This is a genomic window from Sphingobacterium micropteri (genome assembly GCF_014692515.1).
In the GTDB taxonomy this organism is placed as follows: Bacteria; Bacteroidota; Bacteroidia; order Sphingobacteriales; family Sphingobacteriaceae; genus Sphingobacterium; species Sphingobacterium micropteri.
This window is the reverse complement of the sequence record NZ_JACOIK010000002.1, coordinates 40,489-66,198: the sequence shown is the minus strand read 5'-3', so window position 1 is coordinate 66,198 and position 25,710 is coordinate 40,489. Positions and strand designations below refer to the sequence as shown.

Here is a 25,710-nt window from a genome sequence, read left to right as displayed (position 1 = left end):
GTTATGTAATTTCGGCACCTTGTATATAAATTTAATCTACAGTTTGCCGAAAGATTTTCGCAACGACACCTGCCCACCAACACTGTTATCCAATAATTGCCCTTGATCTACGGCGATACGTATGCCTAGGAAAAAATTGTTGCGTAATGCTCGTTCGGCATCTACAAATGCTGAGAATTGGGAGACGGGGATGAATGTTTCTTCGTGAGGGGTATGAAACTCTCTTCCTGTGGATTTACCGTAAATACTGGTCGCGAAAGTTCCGTAGTGGCGGGCGAAAGTCAATTTACTTAACACATTCCATTGGTATAAGCGACCTCTTAGGCCAAAATGCCCTGCGACAACCCTGTTACTAATAAAGTAATCTACCGGGTCGTGCGCTTGACCTTCTCTCACTGTATGCGCAGGCACAATCAATGGCGTACCGACACCTTGCTTTTTATACGACCAACCCTCTGTATAGTAATAATTGTTATAATAATCTTCATCCCCAGAGGCTGTAGGTTTTGACCAAGGGTATCCAGCCTGATCTTTCGAATAGAAAAATTCGAAGAGCAATTTTTGCCAATCCCAATTTTTATGAGTCTTGTTGTACTGCTTATTGGTTAGGGTAATGCCGTTAAGTCCGTCCGCGATGTTTGCTAACTTAGCGATAGCACCTACTTCATAAACATTCTGTCGATAAGCCATGAGCTGTACTTGATCCCAATCGTAGGAAAAACCAAGATCAATGGAGCCTTGCTGGTTTCCAAGTTTGGATCTCGGAATAGGAATGTCCCCTCCTCCATAAGGTTTTCCCCAAAATACATACCATAACGTTTCTAGGTTATTTAAGGTATAAACATCCCCATACACTGCTTTTTCGCTTCCCCACTGTACCTGATGGTTAATCCCTCCATAGAGATTTATTCGCCAATGAGATTTTCCCAAACGTCCATATAAGGATTTCTGATGAAGTAATGTGGGTAATTTTTCGCCTATTGAAGAGGTACGAAATGCATCTGGGTTAATAGGCATCTTCCCCATATATCCGTTTGCAAAGTTTCCTTTAAAGGAGAACAGTCCACCAACCCAAGGCAGCCGATAATATTCCGGTATACGAATATCTAACACAGGCACACCCAAAGCATTCCCCGAGACAGCGAAATTCCCCGAACTTAGTACGGTATCTCCATTTAGTCCCATCACATCTTTTGTTCTTCCCAGCTTCGCTTCGAACATTTTATACCGAACCTTTGCATGAGCATCAATCAGTTGCAACTGGGCTTTGTGTCCTACGTTTGTCCGCACTTCTGCACCATATCCCCAGTCCCAAGGTGAAACATTTTTGCTAGCATGTTCAGTCCATTCGCCTTGTAAAATATAGTTTTTTGCAGCACGCAACAGCAGGCCGCCAGATGTTCCATCAAGTGGGATGGAGCCAAACTGATTAGAACGCATCCAAAAGGGAACAACATCATTGCTTGTATAACCGGCTAAAAGACTTACATCTATATATTGTCTAAGGGTGTCCGTTTGTGCACACAGTTTGGTGCCAAATAATAGACTAGTACTGTAGCACAATAGAATACCTAAAAGGAAAGATTTTGTCTTTTTCATATCTACCTAAATTAATTTTGACCAACGGTAACTCCCCACGTTTTTCTCCACTTTGAGAAAGGATCTAGCCGTATCACACCCTCCTTCCGCTCCAAATCTCCGGTATGCGTTTCCAAGTCATTCACACCACACCATGGTTCCACACAAATAAATGGTGCTCCCATTGGTGCCCACAATCCTAAATACGGAAACCCAGCAAAATCGAGCTTGATTTGATAATCCCCAATCCGGTTTTTAAGATATATTTCCGTAGATCGCAGATCTTTTAACACCCACGCATCATCTTTAAACATATCATTTTGTAGGTATAAACGTAATCCTTCCAATCCCTGCCATTGCGGTTGACTATGAAGCAGTCCGTCACGGATAAAATAACGCTTTAACATGTGATCATCCGGAAACGCCAAATAGTAGTCGGACACATCGCGACCAGGTGACAAATCCAATTGAAAAGCCGGATGCCCGCCAATTGAGAACAACATGTCAAAACTGCTCCGATTACGCACTTCGTACGTGCAAGAAAGGCGCGTGTGATGCAGTTTATAATGCAGATAAAGTTCGAAATCGAAGGGATAGAATTGCTTAGTCACGTCAGTGGACAGCGAAAGAAACGAAATTTCTTCTTCCGTATGACGAACTACTTCAAAATCACAATTCCGCGCAAAGCCATGCTTTGGCATTTTGTATGTTTCATTGTCATGGCGGTAATTCCCATCTTTCAATTCGCCAACGAAAGGGAACAATACTGGTGATGATTTACCCCAAAATTTAGGGTCGCGTTGCCATAATAATTCGCGAAGCTGCTTTTTGTCATATAAGCTTCGTAATTCCGCTCCAGCAGAATGGATCTCAACCCGTAAATAGCTGTTTTCTATGACATACATTTTCCTACATTTTATCTCAATCAATCAACTTTGATTGATGTTTTTCTAGGGTGTTATATATTTTTTTGACATCCTGCGATTTCTCTTTTTGTACGAACAATAACGCATCATCGGTACACACCACAATAGTATCTTTCAAGCCAACAAAAGCTGTATACATATCTGATCCGATTACCATATTCCCTTGCTCATCGACTGAATAGCCCGTTGACAACAGGTAATCATACAGCGCTTCAAACGACCCGAGATCAGACCATTCGAATTGGGTAGCAACTACCCGAATCTTTTTGGAACGTTCCATCACCGCGTAATCAATGCTGATTGACGGAATTTTCTTAGAAAGGTTCTCATCGAGTTTGCCGTCTTTTTGATGTTGCCACGCCGCAAGTGCTGTCGCATACACTTTCGGCTCAAACTGCTGCAATTCTTCCAATAGGGTATCAGCACGAAAACAGAACATCCCGGAGTTCCACAAGAAGTTTCCCTGTTCGATAAAATCTTCGGCCGTATCCTGATTAGGTTTTTCACGAAACGATAATACACGGTCATCTTCAAATTCAATATAGCCGTATCCTGTTTCCGGCCGCGTCGGCTGGATACCAAACGTTACGATATAACCTTCTTTAGCTTTTTCTATACCAGCTTGTATCGCATCTTTATAGGCTTGCTCTCCCAAGATAACATGGTCAGATGGGGTAACGACCAAGGTATCATCCGGTTCGGCAGCAAAAGCAGCAAAAGCAATCGCTGCTGCGGTATTCCGTGGTGTCGCTTCCACGATATCGGTGTAAGTTATACCTTGGCTATCCAACACTTCTTTACTAAGTTGGTAATTCTCCCGATTACCGACGACCATTACCTGATCGCAGAGCGTCTTGTTCCGTAGTACGGTCATTCCAAAAAGTGAACCTTCTTTGAATAGGTTTAGGTATTGCTTGGGATTGCTCTTTCGCGATAAGGGCCATAAACGGCTTCCGACGCCGCCTGATAAAATTACGTGTATTATATTACTCATATTTCTGTTAATAATTACTTTAATATGCCTAATTTCTGTTTAAAGAGTAAGTACAAAAATTTAGTATTCGTGTATGCATATCGCTTGAACAGTCTTTTAGGTTCCTGCATGAGCCTGTACAACCATTCCAGACTTGCATTTTGCATCCATGCCGGGGCCCGGTTCTGCATGCCCACCATAACAGGCAGAGCCCCACCAATACCGATCATACAGGCCTGAATCCGTCCTTTCATGCGGGCCATCCATTTTTCTTGCTTAGGGCAGCCTAGGGCTACGAATACCAGATGCGCCCCGAAAGCATTGATTCGATCCACATCAGCCTGTTCTTCCTCAGCGGTTAAGGGGCGAAAGGGCGGACTATAAAAACCACACCGTAATACTGGGTATTTAGTTTCTATGTATTCCTTGCTTTTCGTCAACATCTTTTCACTACCACCATAGACAAAGCAAGACAAGCCCTTATGCTCTGCTTCTTGTAATAAATCGGGCAGCAGATCCATTCCTGCAACACGATCTTGATCTTCGCCGTATAAAACCTTAATAGCCTTTGCCAATGGCATACCATCGGGGGTAATCAAGTCGGCACCATTGACCACCTGTGCAAATGCGGGATCATCGTAGGCTTCGATACACATGTGGACGTTTGCTACACAGACGTAGGAGGATATCCTTAGTAGACTATTTTCGACAATATATTGAATAAAACTTATATAAGCACCCCTGCTGACATATAAGCTAACCACCTTAGAATTATTGCTTTGAAGTGCTTTCATCTAAAATTGACTGATATAGTTCTTTCATCATTTGGAGATTCCTTTCCTTCGTATAATTAAGTTCATAGGTCTCCATCGCATTTTTTCTAAAATTCAATTTTTCCTCTTCTGTCATTAACTTCCAACGGTTAACAGTTTTTGCTAAATCATTAGGACTTGCCACATCGAAATGCAGGCCATTGTAATTGTGAGAAATCATAGATTCCATGGCTCCAATTTTACTGGCAATGACTGGAAGACTTGATGCAAATGCCTCAAGAATCGTCAGAGGCATCCCTTCATACCACACAGATGGAAAAATTAATGCCGTCGCATTTTGCATTTCCGTTCGGATTTCATCAGCATTCAGCTTACCCAAGAACACGAAATTGTTCTTGTATCTATTGGCATATTCGACCACCTTTTCTTCCATGGGGCCGCCACCTGCTATAAATACACATGCGTCGCTATCTTTAAAAGCTTCTAGCAACACATCCACGCCTTTCTCCTCGCACAACCTACCAATGAATAAAAAATGCTTTTTTCGCTCTCCTTTATAATCCACAATTCCAGGATATACAAAATTTGGTTTAATTTCAAATTTCTTATCAGCAATCAGCAGTTTTGAGTTCGTAAACAAATCCTTTGCAAATTCCGTCAGAACGATGTACCGGTCGACCGCATTCAGGATGTTAGATCTCTTTATACTATAAAATGTTCTAGCCAGCCAGAATGTCAATAATCGAGAGTCTTTATAAACTTTTCTTCTTATCGCTTGCCAAGGAAAACCTTGAGATAGACTATCTAGAAAAAGGCTACCGTTATGATAAAGTGTACCCGAGGGGCACAAGAACCTATAATTATGCAAAGTCATTATCACTGGAATGCCACTTTGCTTAATAAGCGATAAAATTTCCCAACCAGCGGCAAAGTGAAGATTATGAATATGAACAATATCCGGTTTAAAACGATCGATTTCGTACTTTACAGTTTTATTGGACTTTTTATTGCTTCGTTGTGATAAAAATTGTCCGAGACCAGCCCTACCCGTTAAATTTTTAAAAGACAGGACATGTACATCGCAGAAGCTCTTTAATAACGACACCTCCTGTTCGAAGACGCTATCTTCACCTCCCCTAAGATTGTAATATGTATGAATGACAAGTACTCTCACACCATGCGTTGATTTAGATATTACTTAAGCATATTTCTGTGCAATTTTTCTACAAAATTCGAACTGGTTATTACTAGCCTCGATCATTGCATCAATAGCCTCAACATTGTAAAGACTGTATAATTCTTCTCGAGAACGGGAAAAAAACTTACTTTTTAATTCTTTGAAAGAGATATTGTCATCCAAAATCGCCCAATCACCTCCGATCGATTTCAAAAATGATTTCGTTTTTCCCGGACCCCGATAACTCAAAACCGGTGTCCCTAATGTCAATCCTGTCAGACCAACATGGAGCATAGAAGAAATAAAAATATCCATTGACCCTAGTACTCCCAACAATTGCTTTGGAGAAGTATATCGAGCAATTTTAATATTGTTAGTTTCCTTCTCTGGAACATACTGATAGTTCAATCCTGCTTTTTCCATGTGCGTTGTCGTAAAGTAAAATTCTATATCATCATTACTTCCAGCGTATTCATAAATACTTTCCAATAGCTTTTCGTCGAGATATTTGCCTTTCTTCAGGTTAAAACCCACCCGAAGTTTTTGAGTCTGGGGGAGTGGTTCAAACTCAAAATAATCCTTTACCCTAAACAACATATCTGGGTAATACACAAAACTCTTTCCGAACTTTTCCATCTGCGCAATATCACCTTCCAATCGGACTGTGCCATCAAGGAAAGCGTCGGATCTAAAAAAATCATTACGTGATTTGGAATAATATAAGAAGGGACTTCTCGTTTTACCATCCCCTCCCATAGATATAGCACAGAACTTCACGGGATATTTTTCACTCGCCTGCAATAGGTGCTTAAAGTCTCGTTCATAATCAAAAGCTGCTTTGTTCAACCACCGTTTAAGAAAATTAAATGGGGTCAATAATGCGCCGCCCGCTATAACACATAACTTAACATCCTTGCATAGCTCATCCACGGTATCAACCGATGGTAAGTCATACATATCCGAAAGTTCTTTATCCAACTGAAAAAGTTTAACGCTATAACCTAGTTCTTTCAAATATATACCATATGCAATTGCCTGAAGATCATCTCCATAATTTACATATCTCAATGGAGACCAAATAGCAATCAAAGGCTTTTTTTCCATATTATTTTTCATTTGTAATCACTTTTATATTATTGATATTCCTAATGATACCTTTCTCTATTAAAAAATTAAGCACTTTAGATTTCAGCCTGCTTGAAATAGAATTATAGGCGGCTAGTTGTTTACTTATATCCGGAGTTAGTTCCAGCTCATCGGTAAACTTAAATGTCTTCTTACCCGTATTATCAAAAAGCACTTTATGTCGGTTATATGTGGCAGCACAGTGCGTTGCGTCTTTTCCAAAGCCACAATTCACAATTTTTGAGTAACGAGGGCTAACTGTAATCTTATTCTGCTTGAATTGACTATATGCAAACCTCACTGCCCAAGAATTATTTTTACCCTCCATACAATCCTCGAGAGTTTTGAACAGGTCACTTCCGAGTCTATTAAATGCTTTGATTTGATTCCTATCTGTCTTAAAGCTTTCCCAATCCACTATCGTCCAGTCTACGGAATCCCATCTGTCGCTCCAAGTCCCCCATCCCCATGAATATGGTCTGCCTCTTAAATAAACATCATAACCGTATCCCTCTGGTAAGTTAAGATGGTGACCAAACGCGGAGATAGAAAAGATTTTAGGCATATTTTGATAATAGTCCAACGCCTGATTCATAAAATTCAACATATTAGGAGAGGAAATTAAATCATCTTCTAATACGATCACCTTACCAAATTGCTTTAAAATTTCTGTAGCTCCTTCTGTAATAGATCGAGCTAATCCTTTGTTCGTCGGTGATTCATAAATCGTTACCGATTTAAATCCTTTAATGGCTTTTATATAGTTACGTACCGCTTTAACTTTTTCTTCCGCTGACACATTTTTAGCACCATCAGAAAATATGTACAAATCACTTTCTTTGGCAAGAAAGTTTCTTTTCAAGGCTTCGATAGTTTGGCCAGTCTCCTCTGGCCTATTGTAAGTAAATAAACAGATGGGTGCTAACATAACTTCTTTATTTTAGATTCCAAATCCAGGGACATAACATTCTTAGATGATTAGTTGCATAATGAAATATCGCCATCGCCAAACCATTATGCCGTCTTTCAAAAACGAAAAATTCTTCAGGGTTTTGCCCCAATGGCGAACGGAAAGCCTTCCACCTTTGCTGCAACGTTTTTTTAGGGTTGCACCACGTAGGCAAAGTGTCATGAGCATCGCATACGCCAAGAATACCCGGAGCAACGTAAATTTTAACTCCAAGATTTTTAGCTCTTAACCCATAATCAAAATCTCCCAACGAGTGATGAAACACAGGGTCATTCATTCCCACTATTTTATATACCTCCTTGGGTATTAACACAATATTTCCATTAAAGTATTCGCAGGAAACAGAAAGCTCTCTCGGTATGATGAGTCTCCCAATTGAAGTACGTCCTCCATATGTAGCGGTATCTGTATCTGACGCTCTAGTCGTCCCCACAACGATTGCATTATCATTCAATCCCGTCGAAGTGCTTAACAAAATTTGCAACGATCCGCTTTCCAAAATAGTATCATCATTTAACCAAAGGAAATAATCATACTCCTTAGTTTTCGTAGCCTCATTCCAAGACATATACATACCTCTATTCCAATACAATGTACCATCGCCCTCTACAATATATACTCCTGGGAAGTTTTCGTGAACCGCTTCCGGCGTACCATCCGTACAACCGTCATCGGTCAAAAAAAGATCTATCTGATAACCCTTCGATATCTCCTGTTCAAATAAATACTTCAGGCATTGTATCGTTTTGTCCTTACGGTTGTGTACAGTGAGTAAAACTGCGATATATTTCATATTATATTTTCCTTATAAATTTAGCAGGATTGCCAGCCCAGATTTCGTTATCAGGAATAGATTTGGTTACCACCGAACCAGCCCCAACTATTGAGTTTTCTCCGATAGTTACCCCTTTTAAAACGATAGAAAATGCACCTATAAATGCATTATTCTTAATCAATATTGGCGCCGTCTTCTTTCTTCTAGTATCATCCTTACTCGCTCTTATACTCGGGTCCAAAGAATGAAAATCAGTATCATAAATTTTTACACCTCCACCTATCTTTACATTATCTTGAACTACGATACTTTTATGGCAAACTATTGCTGCTTGTGAAATTCCTACATTATCACCAATTACAAGCTTGGCACCTCGATCCACAAAAAATGTACATTTATCGTAACAACCGATTGGATTGCCTCTTATTCCATTATTCATCGTAAATTTGTTGCCAAGGTAAAACTCTGCACCGCCTGCCACCACTATATACGGGATTCCATGCGTTCGAAATGCTCCAAAATGGACTCCGTTACCTGATAGAACAACTACTGTGATCAACTTTTCTAAAAATTCTAATAGTTTATTGAGAACTTTTCTGATAGATTTATAAAAAAAAACGATCATGATTTTAAAATCTTTTTATACAATTCCAGATGTTTATTTAAAACTACTCGATCAAGATATTCCATCGTTAGAATATCAAATGCTTTTTCCGTCTTTAATTTTGCTAATTCAGGATTTATATAGACCTTCTCTATGGTATTAGCCAAGTCGAGAGCATCTGTTACGTCACATAAAAAACCAGCCTCTCCTTCCTGTAATACATACGGTACTGCGCCAGAATCTTTTCCGCCGACAACAGGCACTTTTCTAGCCATAGCTTCTATTAAAGTATTTCCAAAAGTTTCTTCCAATGATGGTGCTACAAAGATTCTTGATCGATCTAAATAGTTGTGCAAATCGTGATGCGCAACACTACCTAACAGTGAAACCTGATCAAGAAGTTTTTCTTTTTTCCACCGGCCAATAATTTCATTCGATGTAACAAAAGGAGCACCTATTATAGATAAATGTGCCTGAGGATATCTAGATAAAAGAATACGAAAAGCATTTAATAATACAACTACATTTTTACGCCTATCGTTACTAGAAGAAATACATATCAACTCTAAACTACTTGGTAACACTCTTTCATTATATTTAATAAACGAGCCTTTAATAGGATTCGGAATGAAAGGAACATCTATCTTATATTTTTTCTTAATAAGAGATTGGGTATAAGGAGAATTGGCTATGAAATGTATCTTCCTATTTCTGAAGACTAAATTGTTCATTAATAGACGAAAACTCCAACTTATTTTATTTTTAATGGATTCTATTTTCCAAATATATGGTGCCCAGTCACGGACAGTGCAAAAGACAGGAATTTCTTTTGTTACAACGGAAGCAGCATGTGCATAAGTATAAGTCCAATGAGCATGTAATACATCAAGCTCTTGTATATACTCATCCAATTTCCCCGAGAGTCTTTTTGAATTATTGAAAATTCCCCACAGATATTTAATCGGGTAGCGATTTTCACGAGAAACTCCAACGATTTCCAAATGTCCACTTTTTAAAACAAAATCCTCGTGCTTACTCAATGTAAAAATCTTTACATCATGATTCTCAGCTAAAAATCCGTGAATTAAAGTATGAACCGCAGAGGCCATGCTTGGAATGCAATTATCATAAAGGATTTGCTTTCCCTCATCAAAGTACACATCAAAATCTTTAATATTAACCGGTGATAAAATCCCTATCTTCATGAGTCTAAAATCTTACCGTTTTATAAATCCAATACTTAAACTCTCTATTCGTCATTTTTCGAAATGAATCAGAAAAGCCCATTGCAATTATCATCCAAAGTGCTATATTCATAATACTAAAGCTATTAAAATCTTCTACCCATCCGTACGTAAAACGAAAAGCAATAAAAACCCCTAGTAGCTTCATAAAAATATTCCTTGATTTATAAACTGCCAAATAAGAAGCTTTGAGGTAGATCAGACAGTATAATATCATCCCAACAATGCCTAGCCATGTAAACACATTAGGAAAACATAGTTCGTTTTTATGTCGCTCATACTTCCCCGTGTTAAGTTCCTCTGCCATGAAATCTCCAAAATAGTCAGAATCGTTACCTCTCGCTGGTGTTCTTCCCAAAATCCAATAGTCATTTCGTATAGCAGATTCTATAACCTCCTTGTATATAAAGGTTCGTGTATCAGCAGATATATCTTCTTCTATCATTTCTCCGCCTACGACTTTTTTCTCTTTATATATACCTTCATTTTTACTTAAATCTTGAAAAATATTAAATGTTCCGCTTATTCCTAAAGCCAGAAGTACTGCAGGTAAAATATAGAAGAACCAATGAATGATTTTCAATATTTTTCTGGATCTAAAATAAATCAGGTAATAACCGAAACTGATAAATAAGGCCACAGCCGCTTTAATAACTTGGCTTCTCGCCCCAAAATCTACAAACATCATTAACAATATCAGCATAAAAAATACGGCTTGCCATCCTCTTTTTAATACTGGCAAAAAGCAGGAAAAAAGCAAAACAGGTCCTAAATAAAAATGATATGCTCCTCGCTTTAAAACAAAAATGAAAAAGACAAAAAACAAAGGAAGACCAAACCACAGCCAAATGCGGATTGTATTTTTTAAAATCCATGGAATTGAAAAGACGTAAACAAAAACAGGCAAACTTAAAGCTAAGATGCCACCAATCAGTTGTTTCCATTCCCAATAGTTTTCAGCGACAAACATCCCTCGTATACTCCCTATAATCATCCATATAAAATATAACGAGATCACCCTATAATCTTCCCTGTTATTCGGCCTAAAAAATTTGTCCTTATACCAAAGAACTGAAAAAACTAGCAGAAAGCTTAATAACCATACCATTACTGTATTTCCAATGGGAAAGGTACTCCACTGATTAGGAGAGACTATTCCAATCATTAAGACCAGTATGGGCAATGTATAAATTATTTGCTTCTTGGTCATTCAATAAATCTTAATTTTCAAATGTAGTGTCCCACATGCTATCTATTTCGTTAACTAATTCATGTTTACGAGACTTCAAGATATTAATCACGTTTTCTCTATTTCCTATTAGCTTTGAAATTTTCTGAGCATTTATAGACCAATTATCTTCAACGCGAATTATGGTATTAGTTTGCCCGAAATCTTTAAAAAGCATTTCATATTTATGATTCCAACTTGTTGCTAAGCAAGGAATGGCTTGACTTAAAGCACTCGCCACTCCATGAAAACGTGAAGAAATTACTAAATAAGAGTTACCTATAACTCCCTTTACTTCTTTGGCTGAAAGCCCAGTCAGAATTGGTAACTTCTCCTTTCGCAACAAATTAATTTCATGACATAATTTTTCATCTTCACATCCTTCGTGATTTAATAAAAAGGCTTTCTTTCCCAACTCTTCTACAGAATCAATAATTCTATTCATTAACTCCAAGTAGCTTGAACCTGCATTGGTATGGGTAATCATTTTCTTATTAGGTATAATACAGACATGATCAGTATACCTGGCAACTTGATCATCAAACCTACCAGTAACTTTAAAAGTAAAATCACATGATCTTTTAACTATATCTTCTTTTGCTCCTGCCTTAACCAAATAATCATAAGATTGTTGTTCTCTTGCGAAAATTAAGTCAAATGAATCACTTATTATATCTACTGATCTTTTACCATTGTTGGTTTGAAAAGGACCAAAAGCTTGAGGCAACATCACTAGCTTCGTTCCATAGCTTTTTAACTTTCTATAATAAAAATTTCTACTCTCCAACTGATCCACAGAATGTTTCCACTGGTCTGAATATTGAAATCCACTAGCATCAACCATTAAATCAATACCTCTTTTTGCATAAAAATGTGTAAAGTATTTATAAGGTAGGTGCAGCTTTCTAAGTGCCTTCACCAAAGTTTTAGCCTTTCCCAAAAAGAAACGCTTTCTTAAATCTAATTTAAAATCGGGCAGTAACTGTAAATTGAGATCGCCATTTGCATTCAAATACACCGTTGCATTCGGAAATCTACTCTCTAACTCTTCTAAAACAGCGATCAGCATTAGTTCTGCTCCTTTATTTTTGGTATTAATACCATCAACCTGTATAATCATAAAGCATAAAAATTATAAAATCACCAATAACAGCCCCCTTCGATGTCATCTGCTTTAGGAACTTTAGCAGACTCCGGTCTTACCCAGTGCTCGTTAATAAGATTTGGATAGTTTATTTCTGGACAATAACTTTTTGCTTCTTTGGTTCCATAATTCGCATTTTCCCACCTTTTTCCTATTATACCAAAGTAGAGTTGTAACGAGCCTCCCCAATGGACCGCTTTTTTACCCATTCGCTTAACATGAGCAGCTAGAGGAAAACCATATGCACCACACCCCAACAAACAGATGTCAAATTCAACATTTTCTATTTGCATTTTCATAAAATCTAGTGCCTCAAACCAATTTTTGAAGCCACTCGTATTACCTCCAATACTCTGCACGGCCTTAATTAATTTTAATTCGAAGTCTGGCAATATATGTTCATTTCTAAACAATTCCTTTCGCTTAAACCTATATTGCTGTTCAATAATTTCAGCAAATGGATGGACAACTAGAACCCTTTTTCCTGCTAAAGCTCTTGTCCACGGAAAATCAGTCCAAAAAGGATCTATAAAAATCCTCCAAACCTTTTGACAATTCACTGGAAGAAAATTATCTAGGTAATTTTCATTAACAAGCCAGCTTCCCAAAACATCAATATCCTTCGAATCATTAATCATCAAATCACAAAATCGCGAAATACTATCTTTATCGATTGGAAAAAAGCCAGCATTCTTATGCATGTAACGTAGAAGATTGTCGTCCCACCACCATTGCCCTTTCTCTCCTCTAATATATTCCCAGCTATTCGGCTTTTCTTTTATATTTAAATAATTAACAACTGTACTTAATTCAAAGGCTCCAAACCTTGCAATCATACATGGTTTATCATCTACCAAGCTCTCATATAAAATCTGAGAAACCTCTTTTGGATTCTTTTCGCAAGCAGGCTTTTTCAATGTGCTCACTTCAAAAACACTTCCGTAGACCTTTCTCATCGCTTTCAGCACGACGGAGTTTATTTTATTCATAAATAGCTTCTAAAAAAATTACTCTTTTGTTTAATCATTTTCCGAACCAAAGATCTTTCATGAATATTCATCCCAACCCTAAATACTAATAGGATGTTAAGAATCAAGGAAATGATTAAAACAAAAATCAATCTCAACCAACCTTCACTAAAAACGTAAACAACAAATGAAAGACTAACAAAATTTAACAACGCAATCGTAACACAGGGAAAAAAAACAAATTTGAAATAATCCGAAAGCGGAAGACCACAATTCCTTTGTGCAAAAAACAAAGCAACTCCTCCTCCTAATATACTCCAACAAATTATCCAACCAACATACAGCATATAAGGAGGCATTCCAAAATAGAAAAACAACCAAGTCAAAATAATGGGCATTACGTTAAATACTGACTTAAACTTTGTATAGTTACTAATATCCCCCTGAGCTAATATCATGCTGCCAATTGAAATTGTTAGCTGTTCCATCAATATCCGTAGTAATTGAAGACGGCAAAATACCACAGCCCATTCCGGTACATTGATTAACCAAACCTTTAACAGAAATGGGGCTTCCAAAATAAAAGGGAGAGCAAAAAAGGAAAACAACAAGAAAGAAAGTTTACATCCACTAAAAGTTGCAAAAAAAGCTTTCTGCCTATCACCGCTACCTTCGCTTTTTACTATCACGGGATTCAAAGCTCTTAAGACAACATGAGCAAAAGTCATTAATTGGCCTGAAATCTGATTGGCAATTCCTTGAGCGGCATTTAAAACGGTTCCAAAGAAAACATTCAAAACAATTCCCATTCCATATTGGCTAACTATTCCTGTCGAACTGGTCAAAAAACTCCATCCCGCAAAACCACTCATTTTCTTCATTAAGTCTTTATCCCAGTGCTTTTTTAGACCGATCGTGCATTCGTCGTATTTATTATGACAGTATATTCGCATGATGGTCAATACAATTAAGGGAATAACAGCCATCAAAATACCATATAGAATAAGCTTGTCACCAACATAACTAACTACTATAAGAGCCACAGCAAGTTTCAGAAAAGATTCTATCACTCCAACTAAACTATAATAAAGCATATTTTCATGCGCATTCAATATAGCATCGTAAGGAACACTCATCACGGTAAACATGGTACTCACAACTAGGCTAGCATAAACAATTTTGGCTGCGTAAATACGATTTTCCTCAATATTAAGCACACCATTAAAAAAGAAATAGCCAGCAACTAACAATATTATACCAAGTAGACAAGCAATCAAAATATGAAGAACAAAACTGATGTTGAACACTTTCTTTTGCTTCTCCTTATTCCCCTCTCCCTCTGCATAAGACATAAAGCGTTGCGTCGCAGAAGCCATAGAGGCATTCAAAAAACCGAGCATAGCAATTGCACCACCTACAATACTAAATATACCAAAGTCAGAGGCACCCAACGCATTTAATATAAGTCGGGTTGTATATAAGGATACAAATACGGTAATACCCATCTTGGCGTAAAGAAATCCCGTGTTTTTTAAAACCCTATTGGCTGTACTCATTTAAATCCGGATAATTAATCTGGTTTATCCCACGATATGCTCCCACTGAGCGTTATAATCTCTTCGCACCAGTTCCACATCCGAAACAACCATTTCTTTTACCAACGCCACCAAATCATATTTCGGTTCCCAACCAAGCTTTGTCTTGGATTTAGTCGGATCACCTAGTAATAAATCTACCTCTGTGGGGCGATAATACCTTGGATCGATCTGTACGACTATCTTTCCAATTTCCAATTGAAAGGCTGAGTTGTTACAGGCTGTCACTTTAGCCACCTCTTTTTCCGCTTCCCCTTCAAATGTCAATTCAACCCCTACCTCAGCAAAAGCCAAACGCACAAAGTCTCTTACAGATGTTGTTACCCCGGTTGCAATGACATAATCTTCTGGCTCTTCTTGCTGTAAGATTCGCCACATTGCCTCCACGTAATCTTTGGCATGTCCCCAATCCCGTAAGGCATTCAGATTACCCAAGTACAAGCACTCTTGTTTTCCCAACGCAATAGCTGCTGTCGCCATAGTAATTTTACGGGTGACAAATGTCTCTCCTCGTCTAGGTGACTCATGATTAAACAAAATTCCATTACAAGCATACATATTATAAGCCTCACGATAGTTCTTTGTAATCCAGAATCCGTAAATCTTAGCAACGCCATACGGTGAGCGCGGATAAAATGGAGAGTTTTCATCATAAAAACCTTTGTCATTCTTATTTTCCTCTAACCCACCATATAACTCGGAAGTAGATGCTTGATAGATACGTGTTTTCTTTTCTAGGCCCAAAATACGTACTGCCTCCAAAATTCGTAGAGTACCCATACCATCTACATTGGCTACATATTCAGGTGAGTCGAATGAAACTTTCACGTGAGACATTGCTCCTAGATTGTAAATCTCATCCGGTTGTGTCTCTTGAATAATCCGAATCAAATTGGTGGAGTCCGTTAAATCGCCATAATGCAATTTGAAATTAACATGTTGTTCGTGCTGATCAATATACAAGTGGTCGATACGTTTTGTATTAAAGGAGGATGCCCGACGCTTGATACCGTGCACCATATATCCCTTTTCTAAAAGTAACTCGGCCAAATAAGATCCATCTTGGCCTGTAATACCGGTGATTAAAGCTGTTTTCATAGTATAATTTTTTTTGTTAATAAGAGAATGATGTTCTCTCCTATAGTTTCACTTCTTTGTAATGTTGTTGATTTTCCAAGAACCACCCGTACGTCTTTTCTATACCCTCGTGAAGTTCTATCTGATGACGCCAGCCTAGTGCGTGCATCTTCGAAATATCCATTAGCTTACGCGGTGTACCATCAGGTTTACTACTGTCCCAAACAATCTCGCCTTGGTGTCCAACTACATTTTTTATTGTTTCTGCCAGTTGTTTGATAGTTAGATCTTCTCCCGTACCGACATTATAAAGATATTCCGGTAATAAATTATCCAACACAAAAGCAACTGCCTCCGCCAGATCATCTACATACAGAAATTCCCGCATAGGCGTTCCCGATCCCCACAACGTGACAGGAACATGTCCATTTTCTTTCGCTTCATGGAATTTCCGGATCATAGCCGGCAAGACGTGTGACGTATTCAAATCGAAGTTATCGTGTGTGCCGTATAGATTAGTCGGCATCAAGCTGACATAGTCCTTCCCAAATTGCTTTCGTATCGCCTGACATGCTTTGACACCTGTTATTTTTGCAATCGCATACCATTCGTTCGTCGGCTCCAAACTATCCGTTAATAGATATTCTTCTTTTAATGGCTGTGCAGCAAGCTTGGGGTATATACAAGAGGAACCTAAAAAGATAAACTTGGAAACATCGTTTTGCAAGGACGCATCAATCAGGTTATTCTGTATCTGCATGTTTTCCATCAGGAATTGATAAGGATAATCATTGTTTGCCAAAATTCCCCCAACACGTGCCGCAGCATCTATAACAACTTCCGGCTTTTCAGACGAAAAAAAAGTATATACCGATTGTTGATCTCGAAGATCCAATTCAGACGATGTAGCTATAATCAGATTCTGATATCCCTTCTGATCTAGTGTACGCCTAATCGCGCTGCCGACCATACCTCGATGGCCAGCGATAAAAATTTTTGTCTGTTTATCCATACATTATCATTTTATTTCGCAGTGTCTAAAAGCTTACTTTGCCCTATTTTCTCCAAAATTGCCACCATCTCCTCGTCCTCTTTTGTCCATACTCCCCATAACCGTAGCCGTAACCGTAGCCGTAACCATAACCATAATTACTATAATAACCACCCTTCTTAGACTGAATATCGTTCACGATCAATTGGATGGGCTTGATTTTTTCGGTAGATACGAGATCGTTGGGTATCCGTATCTGCTCTTTATATGTATAACCTTGTCGAACAAGATACAAGCAGCAATCCGCATAACGTGACAAAAGCTGTGCATCTGTCACCATACCCACCGGTGGAGCATCCATCAAGATATAATCATATCGTTCTGCTAAAACTTCCATCAGTTTGTTGGCTCGGGGATGGATCAACAATTCCGCCGGATTAGGAGGAATAGCCCCCGCCTGAACCAAATCCACGTTTTCATGTACCCCCGATGGCATAATAATTTCGTCTACTTGCATCTCGGATCGAACCACGTAATGTGAGAATCCCTTTCCTACCGGAAGCCCCAGTTTAGCGGTTATCGAAGGCTTCCGTAAATCGAGCTCCATTAATAACACTTTCTTATCCAATAATGCGAGGGATACCGCTAAATTTAACGCTACATATGATTTCCCCTCACCAGACATGGAGGAAGTAAAGAGGATACGTTTACCTCCATTTAAAGCGAATTCTAGGTTTGTTCGCATCGCACGAAACTGCTCGGCAATGGGTGACCGGGATGTTTTCGTTACTACGACCTGCTCTTCTTCAGTCGAATGCGCAATCATACCTAAAATAGGCAACTGATTCAATCGTTCAATATCCTCCATTCCTTGTACACGAACATTGAATAATCCTTTGAGATACATAAAAGCAAGAGGAATAAACAGCCCAATAAACAACCCGATACCGTAAATGATTTTTCCTTTTGGTGAAAATGGGTTAGTTTCTGCCTTCGGAGAATCAATGACTTTGGAGTTTGATACGTTGGCTGTACGACCAATCGCCGTTTCTTCCCACTTTTCCTGTAAGAAGATATATTGGGCTTGTTTAATCTGTTGCAAACGAGCCAGATCGATATAACCTCGTTCTATAGTAGGTACCTGTGTAATTTGTGAGGACACGCTATTGGCTAGTTCTTGTTGACTTTCTTTCGTAAGTTCCAGTTGACGACGGGCGGACGCTACATTCGCAATCATATCTTGCCTTACACCAGCAATTTGAGAGGTAATATTCTGAACCAGTGGATTGTCCTCCGTGTTGGCTAGTAACAAACGCTCCCGCTGCAAAACCAATTCATTATACCGCTGAATTAAAGCATTGAAACCAATATCCTGCTGGATAACCGCTGAAGGAACTACACGCGGATGTTGTGTATCTTTTAAATAGCTGGCGACCGCATCTAATGCAGCTAATTGTGTCTCGACCTCGGCCAGACTCTTCGTGAAATTAGCGGAACTTTCGATAAGCACCTTTCCCTGTTCCGAAATATCAGCTAATTGATTCCGTCTTTTGTATCCCGAAATCTGGTCTTCTACGCCCGCTAATTCATCGGTTATTTTTCGTAAACGGGCATTGATAAAGGCTAAAGTGGAATCAGCGATTACATTTTTATCATGTAAATTCAATTCTACATATTTATCGATTAATGTATTTAACAGTTGTTCCCCCCGTTTCGGTGAGGTATGCTCTAAAACAAGATCAATAGTCGATACGTACTTGTTGGTCACACCTACCGAAAGTCTTGCGCTAAAAGATGCTGTGACTGCTCGTAGAGGCATGATTCGAAAACCATAACTTTCCTGCAATGGGGGATCCATGACTTTATTTACTTTTAATAAACCTACTCCGGATAATTTGAAGGGCATTCTTAAAAGTACTTGAAACACAGTGTCAGTATTTGATAACTCTATCTTATTATCTTCTATAAGCTTTACATCCAATGTATATGAGCGCGTGATAGAATCAGGATCTGTCAATAGTTCCACATAAAAAGGAGCTGTTGACAGCGGAACATCGTGAACCCGACCCTTATTGAAGTAGGTAATATAAGCATCTTCTGCAAGCACCATTCTCCGCATTAAGTCGGTTGTTTTCAATACTTCTACTTCGTTATCTACAGAATTCTTCGCACCCATAAGTCCCGAAAGATCGCCTAAAGCGGATGAGGACAACATTCCTCCACCTTTTTTTTCATCAGAAATCAATAACTTCGCATGCACTTTATACACTGGGATGCTGTAACGCAGATATAGATGCGCTCCTAAAAAACCTAGAAAACCACATAGTATAAACCAATACCAATTTCTTATAATACGACCAATGAACCGGAGAACATCCTTATTGTCAGACTTTCGACTATCGAAATCGAACTGCTCTTCCCAATCTATATTTTCTTTACTCATTTTTAATAAATTGCGGAAATACCCGCGCTATAAATCTATACTAAGACAATTTTCTTTAAAAGCGTGTGATGATAACCGTTAACAATGACACAAGCGTACCAATAATCGCAAACGTCTGTGTACGCGCGGCATTATTTGCCGCTGACTTTGCCTTACCTGGTTCAACATAAATCACATCGTTCTGGCGAAGATAGAAATAGGGAGATTCAAAAACTTTGCTATCGTTGAGATTCAATCTTACCAATTCCTTTTCCTTGCCTTGGTCGCGAACGAGCAATACATTTTCCCGTTTACCATAGATCGTCATATCACCTGCTAAACCCAAGGCATCCAACACCGTGACCTTCTCATTCGGGACTGTATAGGTCGCGGGACGAGTCACTTCACCTAACACCGTGACCTTAAAATTCGCGAACCGGACTTGTACAGTAGGCTCTTTGTAATATTGGGAGGCAAGTGAGGTGATTTTCTCACGCGCTTGATAAGTAGTGAACCCTGCGACTTTCACCTTACCAAGCAACGTCATATTCACATACCCGTCTTTATCCACCAAAAAACCAGAAATCACTTGGTTACCTACATTGGCAGCCGAACTTGCGCCTACTGCCTGTACTGCCATCGACTGATTAGCTACTGCTGCCGTAGTGGGGTCCAATGTTTGAATAGAGATATTCAGGATATCATCAGATTGGATAACGGGCTCCGTAAAGGCAGCGGCTTGTTTCAGGATACGGGTGGTATCAGCAGGAAGATCGTTGAAATAAACAATCTTCTTGACCGAACAACTGCTGATCAGCAGCAATAGTACGAGCGGGAAGAATCCCCACCGCGAAAAGGTTGGTCTTTTCATTAATTTTTTCATTATTTAAACTTGTTGATTGTAGATTGTAGTTGTATTGTTGTTTTTGTATTCATTTTTAGGTGGTTACCCCACTAAAAAGTTCTTTGTTTACTATCTCGCAGTGTTTAAAGTGGCTGCGGATATCTTCTTGTTGCAATCCCACTTCTAACGCACGTACATGACGCTCATGATGCACATCGGTACCGACAAGATTAATCATTCCTTTCTCCAGCAAATATTTTGCTACCCGGCGTTCGTTGCGCCCGTAATAGCCCAATAACGATAATAGGTTAAGCTGCAACAAGCAGCCGATATCCTGAAAGCGTTCAATTTTTTTGGGATCGCGATGGTAAAAGAGATACCGCTCGGGATGTGCTAGAATGGGAATATACCCCTCCATCTGCAGATCGAACGCCACTTTTTCGATCAGTTTACTTTCCTCCATATAGGACATCTCGATTAATACGTGCCCACCGGGTAAACAGAGCAGATGACGCGGATCGTTCGCAATTTGCTGATCAAAGGCGCTATCAACCATATATTCTGCCGCATAGCCTGCCGCAAGCTGCTCCACACCTTCTTGCCGTAGGGCATGGAAAGCGGTACCAATGGTTTCCGCTGTATTGGGATACATATCGTGTAGGATATGCGGTGTGAAATAGAATTTTCTTAACCCAAGTTGCTCCAACCGGCGAAGCAAGGCTACGCTCTGCTCCACGTTTTCACAACCATCATCGATACCCGGCAAAATATGCGAGTGCATATCCACATGCATCCATTCCAGATCAGGGTATTGACGTTTTCGGTTAAAAATAGTCCACATTTCTTTTGTTTGTTGTTGTTAGAGAGGGTTAGAAAGTTATGACTAAAATAGAAATACCCGGCCAGCTCGCCCGGCCGGAGTATTTCCCTACAATCACAAGCTTACACTTGAGCTCTTCAACATCTTCTTATTTTTTAAAGATTATCACATTCTTGGGACAATATCGCCAAGTTGGTCATAGCCGCATGGTCACCCAAGATATCGCCAGGTGCTGTACCGACCGTAGCACTATTGTCTTCGGTGACGGCATGGTCATTCACGATCTTCACGCGTTCGTTCCAGATGGCTTTGAAGTCGTATTTTGTGCCATCGGTTTTCAACAAAGTCGTGCGCAGGTATCCGTTGCTCACCGATCCTAAATACTTAAATTCGGTTGTACCAACTTCACGATAAAACATTTGGAACGTAGGTAATAACGTAATCACGTTTGCTTGTCCCGGACAACGTACATACAGCTGTAATGTAGAGGTGGTGCTTGTTGCATCACTTGGATCTGGTAACTGTATCGCCGTTGTTTGGCCACAGGCTGCCAAATCACTTTCGGCCAAGATGTTGCCATCTCCTTTACGTATGACAAGCTTAACGCCCGATACCGGCAAATTCATCAAGGCAATAATGCTGTCTCCTCGGGTGATCGAATAATCGCCGGTGTAGACAACTTTTCCACCCCATACCGCATCGACCTTAATGGCAGCAGTAGTACCGTTCGTCATCCAGTCGCCCGAGAAGCTGACGAGACGTGCAGCCGGACAAGCTTGGCCAAACTCAGCGGCCATATAGAAGGTTAAGTGGTCGATCTCAAAAGGCACGCGGTAACCCGTAGCCGCAGAACCGGTAACGGCACTGGTTTGCTCATAACGCCATACGCCATCACCGCTGTTACTGAAGATTTGGAATACCATTCCCGCAGCTAGCGGCTGTCCGGTGATCGGGCTTACATAGTTCGCAGGAACCGGCATGCTCACCACCAACGGATGGCTGAACTGCCGTACTTGCGTGCCATTCACTAACATCTTGATATCGGCAACGGCGGCAGGGCTGAATGTTCCCGATGCGGTAGCACCGCCTTCTAGCACGACTTGCTCGGCACGTAGGCTACCTTCTGGTAAAAGCACCACGGCATCTTCGTTATCGGCATCGATACTGGTCACGACAATCTGTACGTTGGTACCGGTAATCACCGTACCGTTCGCGTCTTTAAATTGGGTACCACTTGGAATGGTCAGCGTCATATCGCCGGTGCCCGTTGCGGAAGGCAAATCTATCGTTGTTTCGGCAGCGGTCGATCCATCCGGATTCAAGTCCACGTTTTCCACCACTTCTTCTGCACCATCAGGTACTTCGGTAGGCTTGGTAAGTACCACCGTTTGTATACCAGCCGAAGCATCGGTAATGGCTACAGGGACGGTCTGTGTGGTATAGCCGGGCGCGCTGAATTGCACGCGGAAGCGGATCGGGCTGTTGGCCGTTGGTGTACGCGCCGGATCGACGCCAAGAACAAGTAGGTTATCGGTCAGTTTAAAATCCTTGTACCCGTTCATATTGTAGATATCCTGGGTATCGCCGGAAACAAGGGATACAGAGACACCAGATACGTTGGCACCGTCGGCGTCTACGACGCGCAACGTGACATAGTTCTCAATAACCTCCGTACTGATCTGCAGGTTAAAATCTTTTAACGGGTTCTCGCAGGAGGAAACACCGCCAAAAAGGGCTACCATTAAGGTATATATTGCTAATTTCTTCATTTTCATCGTCTTGCTATTTTTCTTGTTTATCCCTACCAAAACCGATAACTGAAACCAAACTCTACGCGTGGTAAATACCGGTAATTCTTCATATTACGCTCAATTGTAGCGGCATTGCTGACGTTCTCCTCCAACAGTCCGGTGGCTTGCATAGACACGCTTGGCTTCGAGAGGTAGTAGCAGCCCAGATCGATGTGCATCGAGAAGCGGCTATCGATCACGATGTTGCTCCAGCCGATACCGGCATAGGGATTGACCGTTTTTTTCCATTCTACATCGGTGGTAATCGTTCCCACATGATCGGGGTGTACGTTGATTTCACCGAACTTATACGGATCACGCAAACGGGTGGTCAGCTCGCCATCCAGCTTATAGAAGTAAGCACCGCCGGCCTGAATGTTGAAGCTGCGGAAAAATCCACTGCCTTGTGCAAACGGCGTCCAACCGAAAGTCAGCGATACATTGCCGGACTTGGCCTTGACATCACTGCGCGTCGCGTAATTGTTGTACGTACCGGCAATCTGTGTATTGAACGGCATGTAGCTGGCACCCACACGCAGGCCAAACTTGGGCCCTAGTGGCTGGTAAAGATGTACACCCACACCGGTGGTTCCCATGTGGACACCTAGTGCTACGGGATAAGGATAGCCATGTGAATAGGCTGACTCAGGGATGCTGTCACGCTGTTCGCCAGCCTGTGCTCCAGAGAGTAGGGCTAACGTGAAAAAACTGCTGAGCATCACGAAAACTTGGATAAATCTGACTTTCATAATTTTTATTTTGTGCTGTAGAGTAAAAACATATATTAATTAATAAGCATTCTTTTCACCTCGTAACATATTCAAGGCGGTCATGAAAACAATTTTGAAGTCCAACATGCTGGACCAGTTCGTAATATATTCTAAATCGTATTCAACGCGTTTAGCCATCAATTTGGGGTCTTTCGTTTCACCCCGATAGCCGTTAACCTGTGCCCAACCGGTGATACCGGGTTTTACAAAATGGCGTACCATATAATGCTGGATCAGCTTACTATAATGCTCGGTATGGGAGAGCATATGCGGGCGTGGCCCCACAACGGTCATCTGTCCCATAAAGACATTGATAAACTGTGGAAATTCGTCTAGGTTGGTTTTCCGTAGAAACTTGCCAATGGGCGTAATCCGCTTATCATCTTTGCTGGCCTGTGCCTTATCGGAATCTTTATTAACGACCATACTGCGGAATTTATAACAGCCAAAGGTTTCGTTGTTCCGACCGGACCGGGGTTGCTTAAAGAAAATAGGCCCGGGGCTTTGTAGCTTAATGATCAACCCGATAAGCGGCACCATCCAGCTCAGGATAAATACCAGTACGAAACCAGAGATCAATAGGTCGACGATGCGCTTTTTGATGCGGTTTTCCATGGTGGAAAGGGAGTCCTCGTGCGAGCGGATGACCGGAAGGTCTACGTTTATGGCTTCGTTCTTTGTACTCCCGTATGAGAGGGTCGCCGTAACGGCGGGTACAAAATTGAGCTGTACACACTGATGGTTCGCCTCCATAATCAACTCCTTGCTATAGGTATTGACATCAGGCGTACTGACCAAAAACACATCGTGTATGCCGAGTTTAGAAACTTCTTCGAAGTAGCGGCGAAACTGGGCCACTTTCTCTTCTTTGGTCCGCTGTTCTACTTCGTCGTAGTATTTGATCGTATTGACATGGTAAAAGGCATGATCCAGCCCAAAGCTGCCTTGTACCGCAGCCAGATAGTCGTTATGCCCGATCAAGGCGATATTTTTACTCCAGCGGAAGCGCTTCGGCAATACAGTATACACATACGTGAGGACAAAACGGGAAAGACCGACATAGACCGTCAGTAGCAATACAATAGCCCCCAGAAAATACCAGACGCCGGCAAAATGATGTCCGATAAGCACGCAGACAGCAAACGCCAGGAGCAGAATCATTACCGTACGGAACGTTTGCCGGAAAACATTTTCCAGACGCTCGATGGTGTTGTTCTCATACAAGCGAAAGTAGAGAGAAGAAACAATGGCGACGAGGTTGAACGTCGTCCATAAAGAATAATAATTGCTGGAGATAACCTCTTGTGCATTAACCCAGCCTGCTGTTGTGACGACCCAAAAGGCGGTCATAAAAATGATGTTTAAGCAGAGCGCGTCGGTTAAGACGAGCAACGTCTTTAAATAAACCAGCACGCGATTTTGGACATACCTATGCATACCTTTTTAAATTAGTTCTTCATATTAATACCTAAAAGGATTAGTTTAAATCAAAAAGATTGGGAAATAGCATACTAGGGACGTTATTATCTTAATACGATAAATAACGAACATACAAAATCTTGTAAGCATTTTTTAATGCTATTTACATGACATGTAAACGCTCAAACAAGCTGTAGCCTGCGGGGTTAATAATGAACCGAGTAGTTTTTTCTTTCCTTTAATTTTTGTTTAAGTTAATCCTTTTTTTGTTTTTCACTTTTAAATATGCAAACAGTCACCTTCACAACTTTAATTCAGTTAATAACCAAAAACTGTCTGCCTCAAGTGCATAGATTGTAGATTGTAGATCACAAAAGTAGTTATTTTTTTACAAATCAAAAGTACCTCATGTTAATTTTACATTAAATGTTTGTTTATTAACGTTCCGTCGTTCTTAACTTTGTCTTCCATAACCTTAATTGCGCCGCTAAATTACG

General features: G+C 40.3%; 22 protein-coding genes. All 22 read right to left on the bottom strand.

Annotated features, from left to right (window positions below; translation table 11 throughout):
• Positions 1 to 36 precede the first annotated feature (36 nt).
• Positions 37 to 1,599 (bottom strand): capsule assembly Wzi family protein, encoded by a 1,563-nt coding sequence (locus tag H8B06_RS02860; protein ID WP_190992775.1) that lies wholly within the window; start codon positions 1,597 to 1,599, stop codon positions 37 to 39.
• Positions 1,600 to 1,610: 11 nt separating this feature from the next.
• Complete coding sequence (locus tag H8B06_RS02855; protein WP_190992774.1) at positions 1,611 to 2,483, bottom strand: aldose 1-epimerase family protein; 873 nt, start codon at positions 2,481 to 2,483, stop codon at positions 1,611 to 1,613.
• 16 nt (positions 2,484 to 2,499) lie between these two features.
• The gene (locus tag H8B06_RS02850) at positions 2,500 to 3,498 is read right to left on the bottom strand and encodes a mannose-1-phosphate guanylyltransferase (RefSeq protein WP_190992773.1); all 999 of its coding nucleotides are present in this window, start codon (positions 3,496 to 3,498) and stop codon (positions 2,500 to 2,502) included.
• A 14-nt stretch (positions 3,499 to 3,512) separates the two neighbouring features.
• A complete protein-coding gene (locus H8B06_RS02845; RefSeq protein ID WP_190992772.1) occupies positions 3,513 to 4,271 on the bottom strand; it encodes a WecB/TagA/CpsF family glycosyltransferase in 759 nt (252 codons plus the stop codon).
• Positions 4,249 to 5,355, bottom strand: coding sequence for a glycosyltransferase (locus H8B06_RS02840; protein ID WP_190992771.1), 1,107 nt, complete (start codon positions 5,353 to 5,355; stop codon positions 4,249 to 4,251). The genes H8B06_RS02845 and H8B06_RS02840 overlap by 23 nt, the downstream gene beginning before the upstream one ends.
• A gap of 93 nt (positions 5,356 to 5,448) precedes the next feature.
• Positions 5,449 to 6,543 carry a polysaccharide pyruvyl transferase family protein gene (locus H8B06_RS02835; RefSeq protein WP_190992770.1) on the bottom strand — a complete coding sequence of 365 codons (1,095 nt, stop codon included), beginning with the start codon at positions 6,541 to 6,543 and terminating at the stop codon, positions 5,449 to 5,451.
• Positions 6,533 to 7,480, bottom strand: a complete 948-nt coding sequence (locus H8B06_RS02830) for a glycosyltransferase (protein ID WP_190992769.1) — start codon at positions 7,478 to 7,480, stop codon at positions 6,533 to 6,535. The genes H8B06_RS02835 and H8B06_RS02830 overlap by 11 nt, the downstream gene beginning before the upstream one ends.
• 7 nt (positions 7,481 to 7,487) lie before the next feature.
• A complete protein-coding gene (locus tag H8B06_RS02825; RefSeq protein ID WP_190992768.1) occupies positions 7,488 to 8,315 on the bottom strand; it encodes a glycosyltransferase family 2 protein in 828 nt (275 codons plus the stop codon).
• A 1-nt stretch (position 8,316) separates the two neighbouring features.
• The gene (locus H8B06_RS02820) at positions 8,317 to 8,922 is read right to left on the bottom strand and encodes an acyltransferase (protein ID WP_190992767.1); all 606 of its coding nucleotides are present in this window, start codon (positions 8,920 to 8,922) and stop codon (positions 8,317 to 8,319) included.
• On the bottom strand, positions 8,919 to 10,106 hold the full coding sequence (locus tag H8B06_RS02815) for a glycosyltransferase family 4 protein (protein ID WP_190992766.1): 1,188 nt from the start codon (positions 10,104 to 10,106) through the stop codon (positions 8,919 to 8,921). The genes H8B06_RS02820 and H8B06_RS02815 overlap by 4 nt, the downstream gene beginning before the upstream one ends.
• A 4-nt stretch (positions 10,107 to 10,110) precedes the next feature.
• A complete protein-coding gene (locus H8B06_RS02810) occupies positions 10,111 to 11,139 on the bottom strand; it encodes a hypothetical protein (RefSeq protein ID WP_223857440.1) in 1,029 nt (342 codons plus the stop codon).
• 226 nt (positions 11,140 to 11,365) lie between these two features.
• The gene (locus H8B06_RS02805) at positions 11,366 to 12,493 is read right to left on the bottom strand and encodes a polysaccharide pyruvyl transferase family protein (RefSeq protein WP_190992764.1); all 1,128 of its coding nucleotides are present in this window, start codon (positions 12,491 to 12,493) and stop codon (positions 11,366 to 11,368) included.
• Between the two features lie 20 nt (positions 12,494 to 12,513).
• On the bottom strand, positions 12,514 to 13,506 hold the full coding sequence (locus tag H8B06_RS02800; protein ID WP_190992763.1) for a hypothetical protein: 993 nt from the start codon (positions 13,504 to 13,506) through the stop codon (positions 12,514 to 12,516).
• Positions 13,503 to 15,041, bottom strand: coding sequence for an MATE family efflux transporter (locus tag H8B06_RS02795; RefSeq protein ID WP_190992762.1), 1,539 nt, complete (start codon positions 15,039 to 15,041; stop codon positions 13,503 to 13,505). The genes H8B06_RS02800 and H8B06_RS02795 overlap by 4 nt, the downstream gene beginning before the upstream one ends.
• 24 nt (positions 15,042 to 15,065) lie before the next feature.
• The gene (gene gmd, locus H8B06_RS02790; protein WP_190992761.1) at positions 15,066 to 16,178 is read right to left on the bottom strand and encodes a GDP-mannose 4,6-dehydratase; all 1,113 of its coding nucleotides are present in this window, start codon (positions 16,176 to 16,178) and stop codon (positions 15,066 to 15,068) included.
• 40 nt (positions 16,179 to 16,218) lie between these two features.
• Positions 16,219 to 17,169: a GDP-L-fucose synthase family protein gene (locus tag H8B06_RS02785; RefSeq protein ID WP_190992760.1), complete on the bottom strand. Its 951-nt coding sequence runs from the start codon at positions 17,167 to 17,169 to the stop codon at positions 16,219 to 16,221.
• A gap of 43 nt (positions 17,170 to 17,212) precedes the next feature.
• A complete protein-coding gene (locus tag H8B06_RS02780) occupies positions 17,213 to 19,591 on the bottom strand; it encodes a GumC family protein (protein WP_190992759.1) in 2,379 nt (792 codons plus the stop codon).
• Positions 19,592 to 19,646: 55 nt separating this feature from the next.
• A complete protein-coding gene (locus H8B06_RS02775) occupies positions 19,647 to 20,441 on the bottom strand; it encodes a polysaccharide biosynthesis/export family protein (protein ID WP_190992758.1) in 795 nt (264 codons plus the stop codon).
• A 67-nt stretch (positions 20,442 to 20,508) separates the two neighbouring features.
• Positions 20,509 to 21,255 carry a tyrosine-protein phosphatase gene (locus H8B06_RS02770; protein WP_190992757.1) on the bottom strand — a complete coding sequence of 249 codons (747 nt, stop codon included), beginning with the start codon at positions 21,253 to 21,255 and terminating at the stop codon, positions 20,509 to 20,511.
• Positions 21,256 to 21,389: 134 nt separating this feature from the next.
• Entirely contained in the window at positions 21,390 to 23,009 is a 1,620-nt protein-coding gene (locus H8B06_RS02765; RefSeq protein WP_190992756.1) for a hypothetical protein, read from the bottom strand.
• Positions 23,010 to 23,035: 26 nt separating this feature from the next.
• Complete coding sequence (locus tag H8B06_RS02760) at positions 23,036 to 23,773, bottom strand: hypothetical protein (RefSeq protein WP_190992755.1); 738 nt, start codon at positions 23,771 to 23,773, stop codon at positions 23,036 to 23,038.
• Between the two features lie 39 nt (positions 23,774 to 23,812).
• Positions 23,813 to 25,231, bottom strand: a complete 1,419-nt coding sequence (locus H8B06_RS02755) for an exopolysaccharide biosynthesis polyprenyl glycosylphosphotransferase (RefSeq protein WP_223857439.1) — start codon at positions 25,229 to 25,231, stop codon at positions 23,813 to 23,815.
• Positions 25,232 to 25,710: the final 479 nt, after the last annotated feature.

Coding starts and splice junctions, on each gene's coding strand:
- H8B06_RS02820 (WP_190992767.1), bottom strand. CDS start 8,922: ATGATCGTTTTTTTTTATAAATCTATCAGAAAAGTTCTCAATAAACTA.
- H8B06_RS02860 (WP_190992775.1), bottom strand. CDS start 1,599: ATGAAAAAGACAAAATCTTTCCTTTTAGGTATTCTATTGTGCTACAGT.
- H8B06_RS02795 (WP_190992762.1), bottom strand. CDS start 15,041: ATGAGTACAGCCAATAGGGTTTTAAAAAACACGGGATTTCTTTACGCC.
- H8B06_RS02825 (WP_190992768.1), bottom strand. CDS start 8,315: ATGAAATATATCGCAGTTTTACTCACTGTACACAACCGTAAGGACAAA.
- H8B06_RS02845 (WP_190992772.1), bottom strand. CDS start 4,271: ATGAAAGCACTTCAAAGCAATAATTCTAAGGTGGTTAGCTTATATGTC.
- H8B06_RS02835 (WP_190992770.1), bottom strand. CDS start 6,543: ATGAAAAATAATATGGAAAAAAAGCCTTTGATTGCTATTTGGTCTCCA.
- H8B06_RS02810 (WP_223857440.1), bottom strand. CDS start 11,139: ATGATTATAGGGAGTATACGAGGGATGTTTGTCGCTGAAAACTATTGG.
- H8B06_RS02830 (WP_190992769.1), bottom strand. CDS start 7,480: ATGTTAGCACCCATCTGTTTATTTACTTACAATAGGCCAGAGGAGACT.
- H8B06_RS02855 (WP_190992774.1), bottom strand. CDS start 2,483: ATGTATGTCATAGAAAACAGCTATTTACGGGTTGAGATCCATTCTGCT.
- H8B06_RS02850 (WP_190992773.1), bottom strand. CDS start 3,498: ATGAGTAATATAATACACGTAATTTTATCAGGCGGCGTCGGAAGCCGT.
- H8B06_RS02815 (WP_190992766.1), bottom strand. CDS start 10,106: ATGAAGATAGGGATTTTATCACCGGTTAATATTAAAGATTTTGATGTG.
- H8B06_RS02765 (WP_190992756.1), bottom strand. CDS start 23,009: ATGAAAATGAAGAAATTAGCAATATATACCTTAATGGTAGCCCTTTTT.
- H8B06_RS02755 (WP_223857439.1), bottom strand. CDS start 25,231: ATGCATAGGTATGTCCAAAATCGCGTGCTGGTTTATTTAAAGACGTTG.
- gmd (WP_190992761.1), bottom strand. CDS start 16,178: ATGAAAACAGCTTTAATCACCGGTATTACAGGCCAAGATGGATCTTAT.
- H8B06_RS02760 (WP_190992755.1), bottom strand. CDS start 23,773: ATGAAAGTCAGATTTATCCAAGTTTTCGTGATGCTCAGCAGTTTTTTC.
- H8B06_RS02780 (WP_190992759.1), bottom strand. CDS start 19,591: ATGAGTAAAGAAAATATAGATTGGGAAGAGCAGTTCGATTTCGATAGT.
- H8B06_RS02785 (WP_190992760.1), bottom strand. CDS start 17,169: ATGGATAAACAGACAAAAATTTTTATCGCTGGCCATCGAGGTATGGTC.
- H8B06_RS02805 (WP_190992764.1), bottom strand. CDS start 12,493: ATGATTATACAGGTTGATGGTATTAATACCAAAAATAAAGGAGCAGAA.
- H8B06_RS02770 (WP_190992757.1), bottom strand. CDS start 21,255: ATGTGGACTATTTTTAACCGAAAACGTCAATACCCTGATCTGGAATGG.
- H8B06_RS02775 (WP_190992758.1), bottom strand. CDS start 20,441: ATGAAAAGACCAACCTTTTCGCGGTGGGGATTCTTCCCGCTCGTACTA.
- H8B06_RS02800 (WP_190992763.1), bottom strand. CDS start 13,506: ATGAATAAAATAAACTCCGTCGTGCTGAAAGCGATGAGAAAGGTCTAC.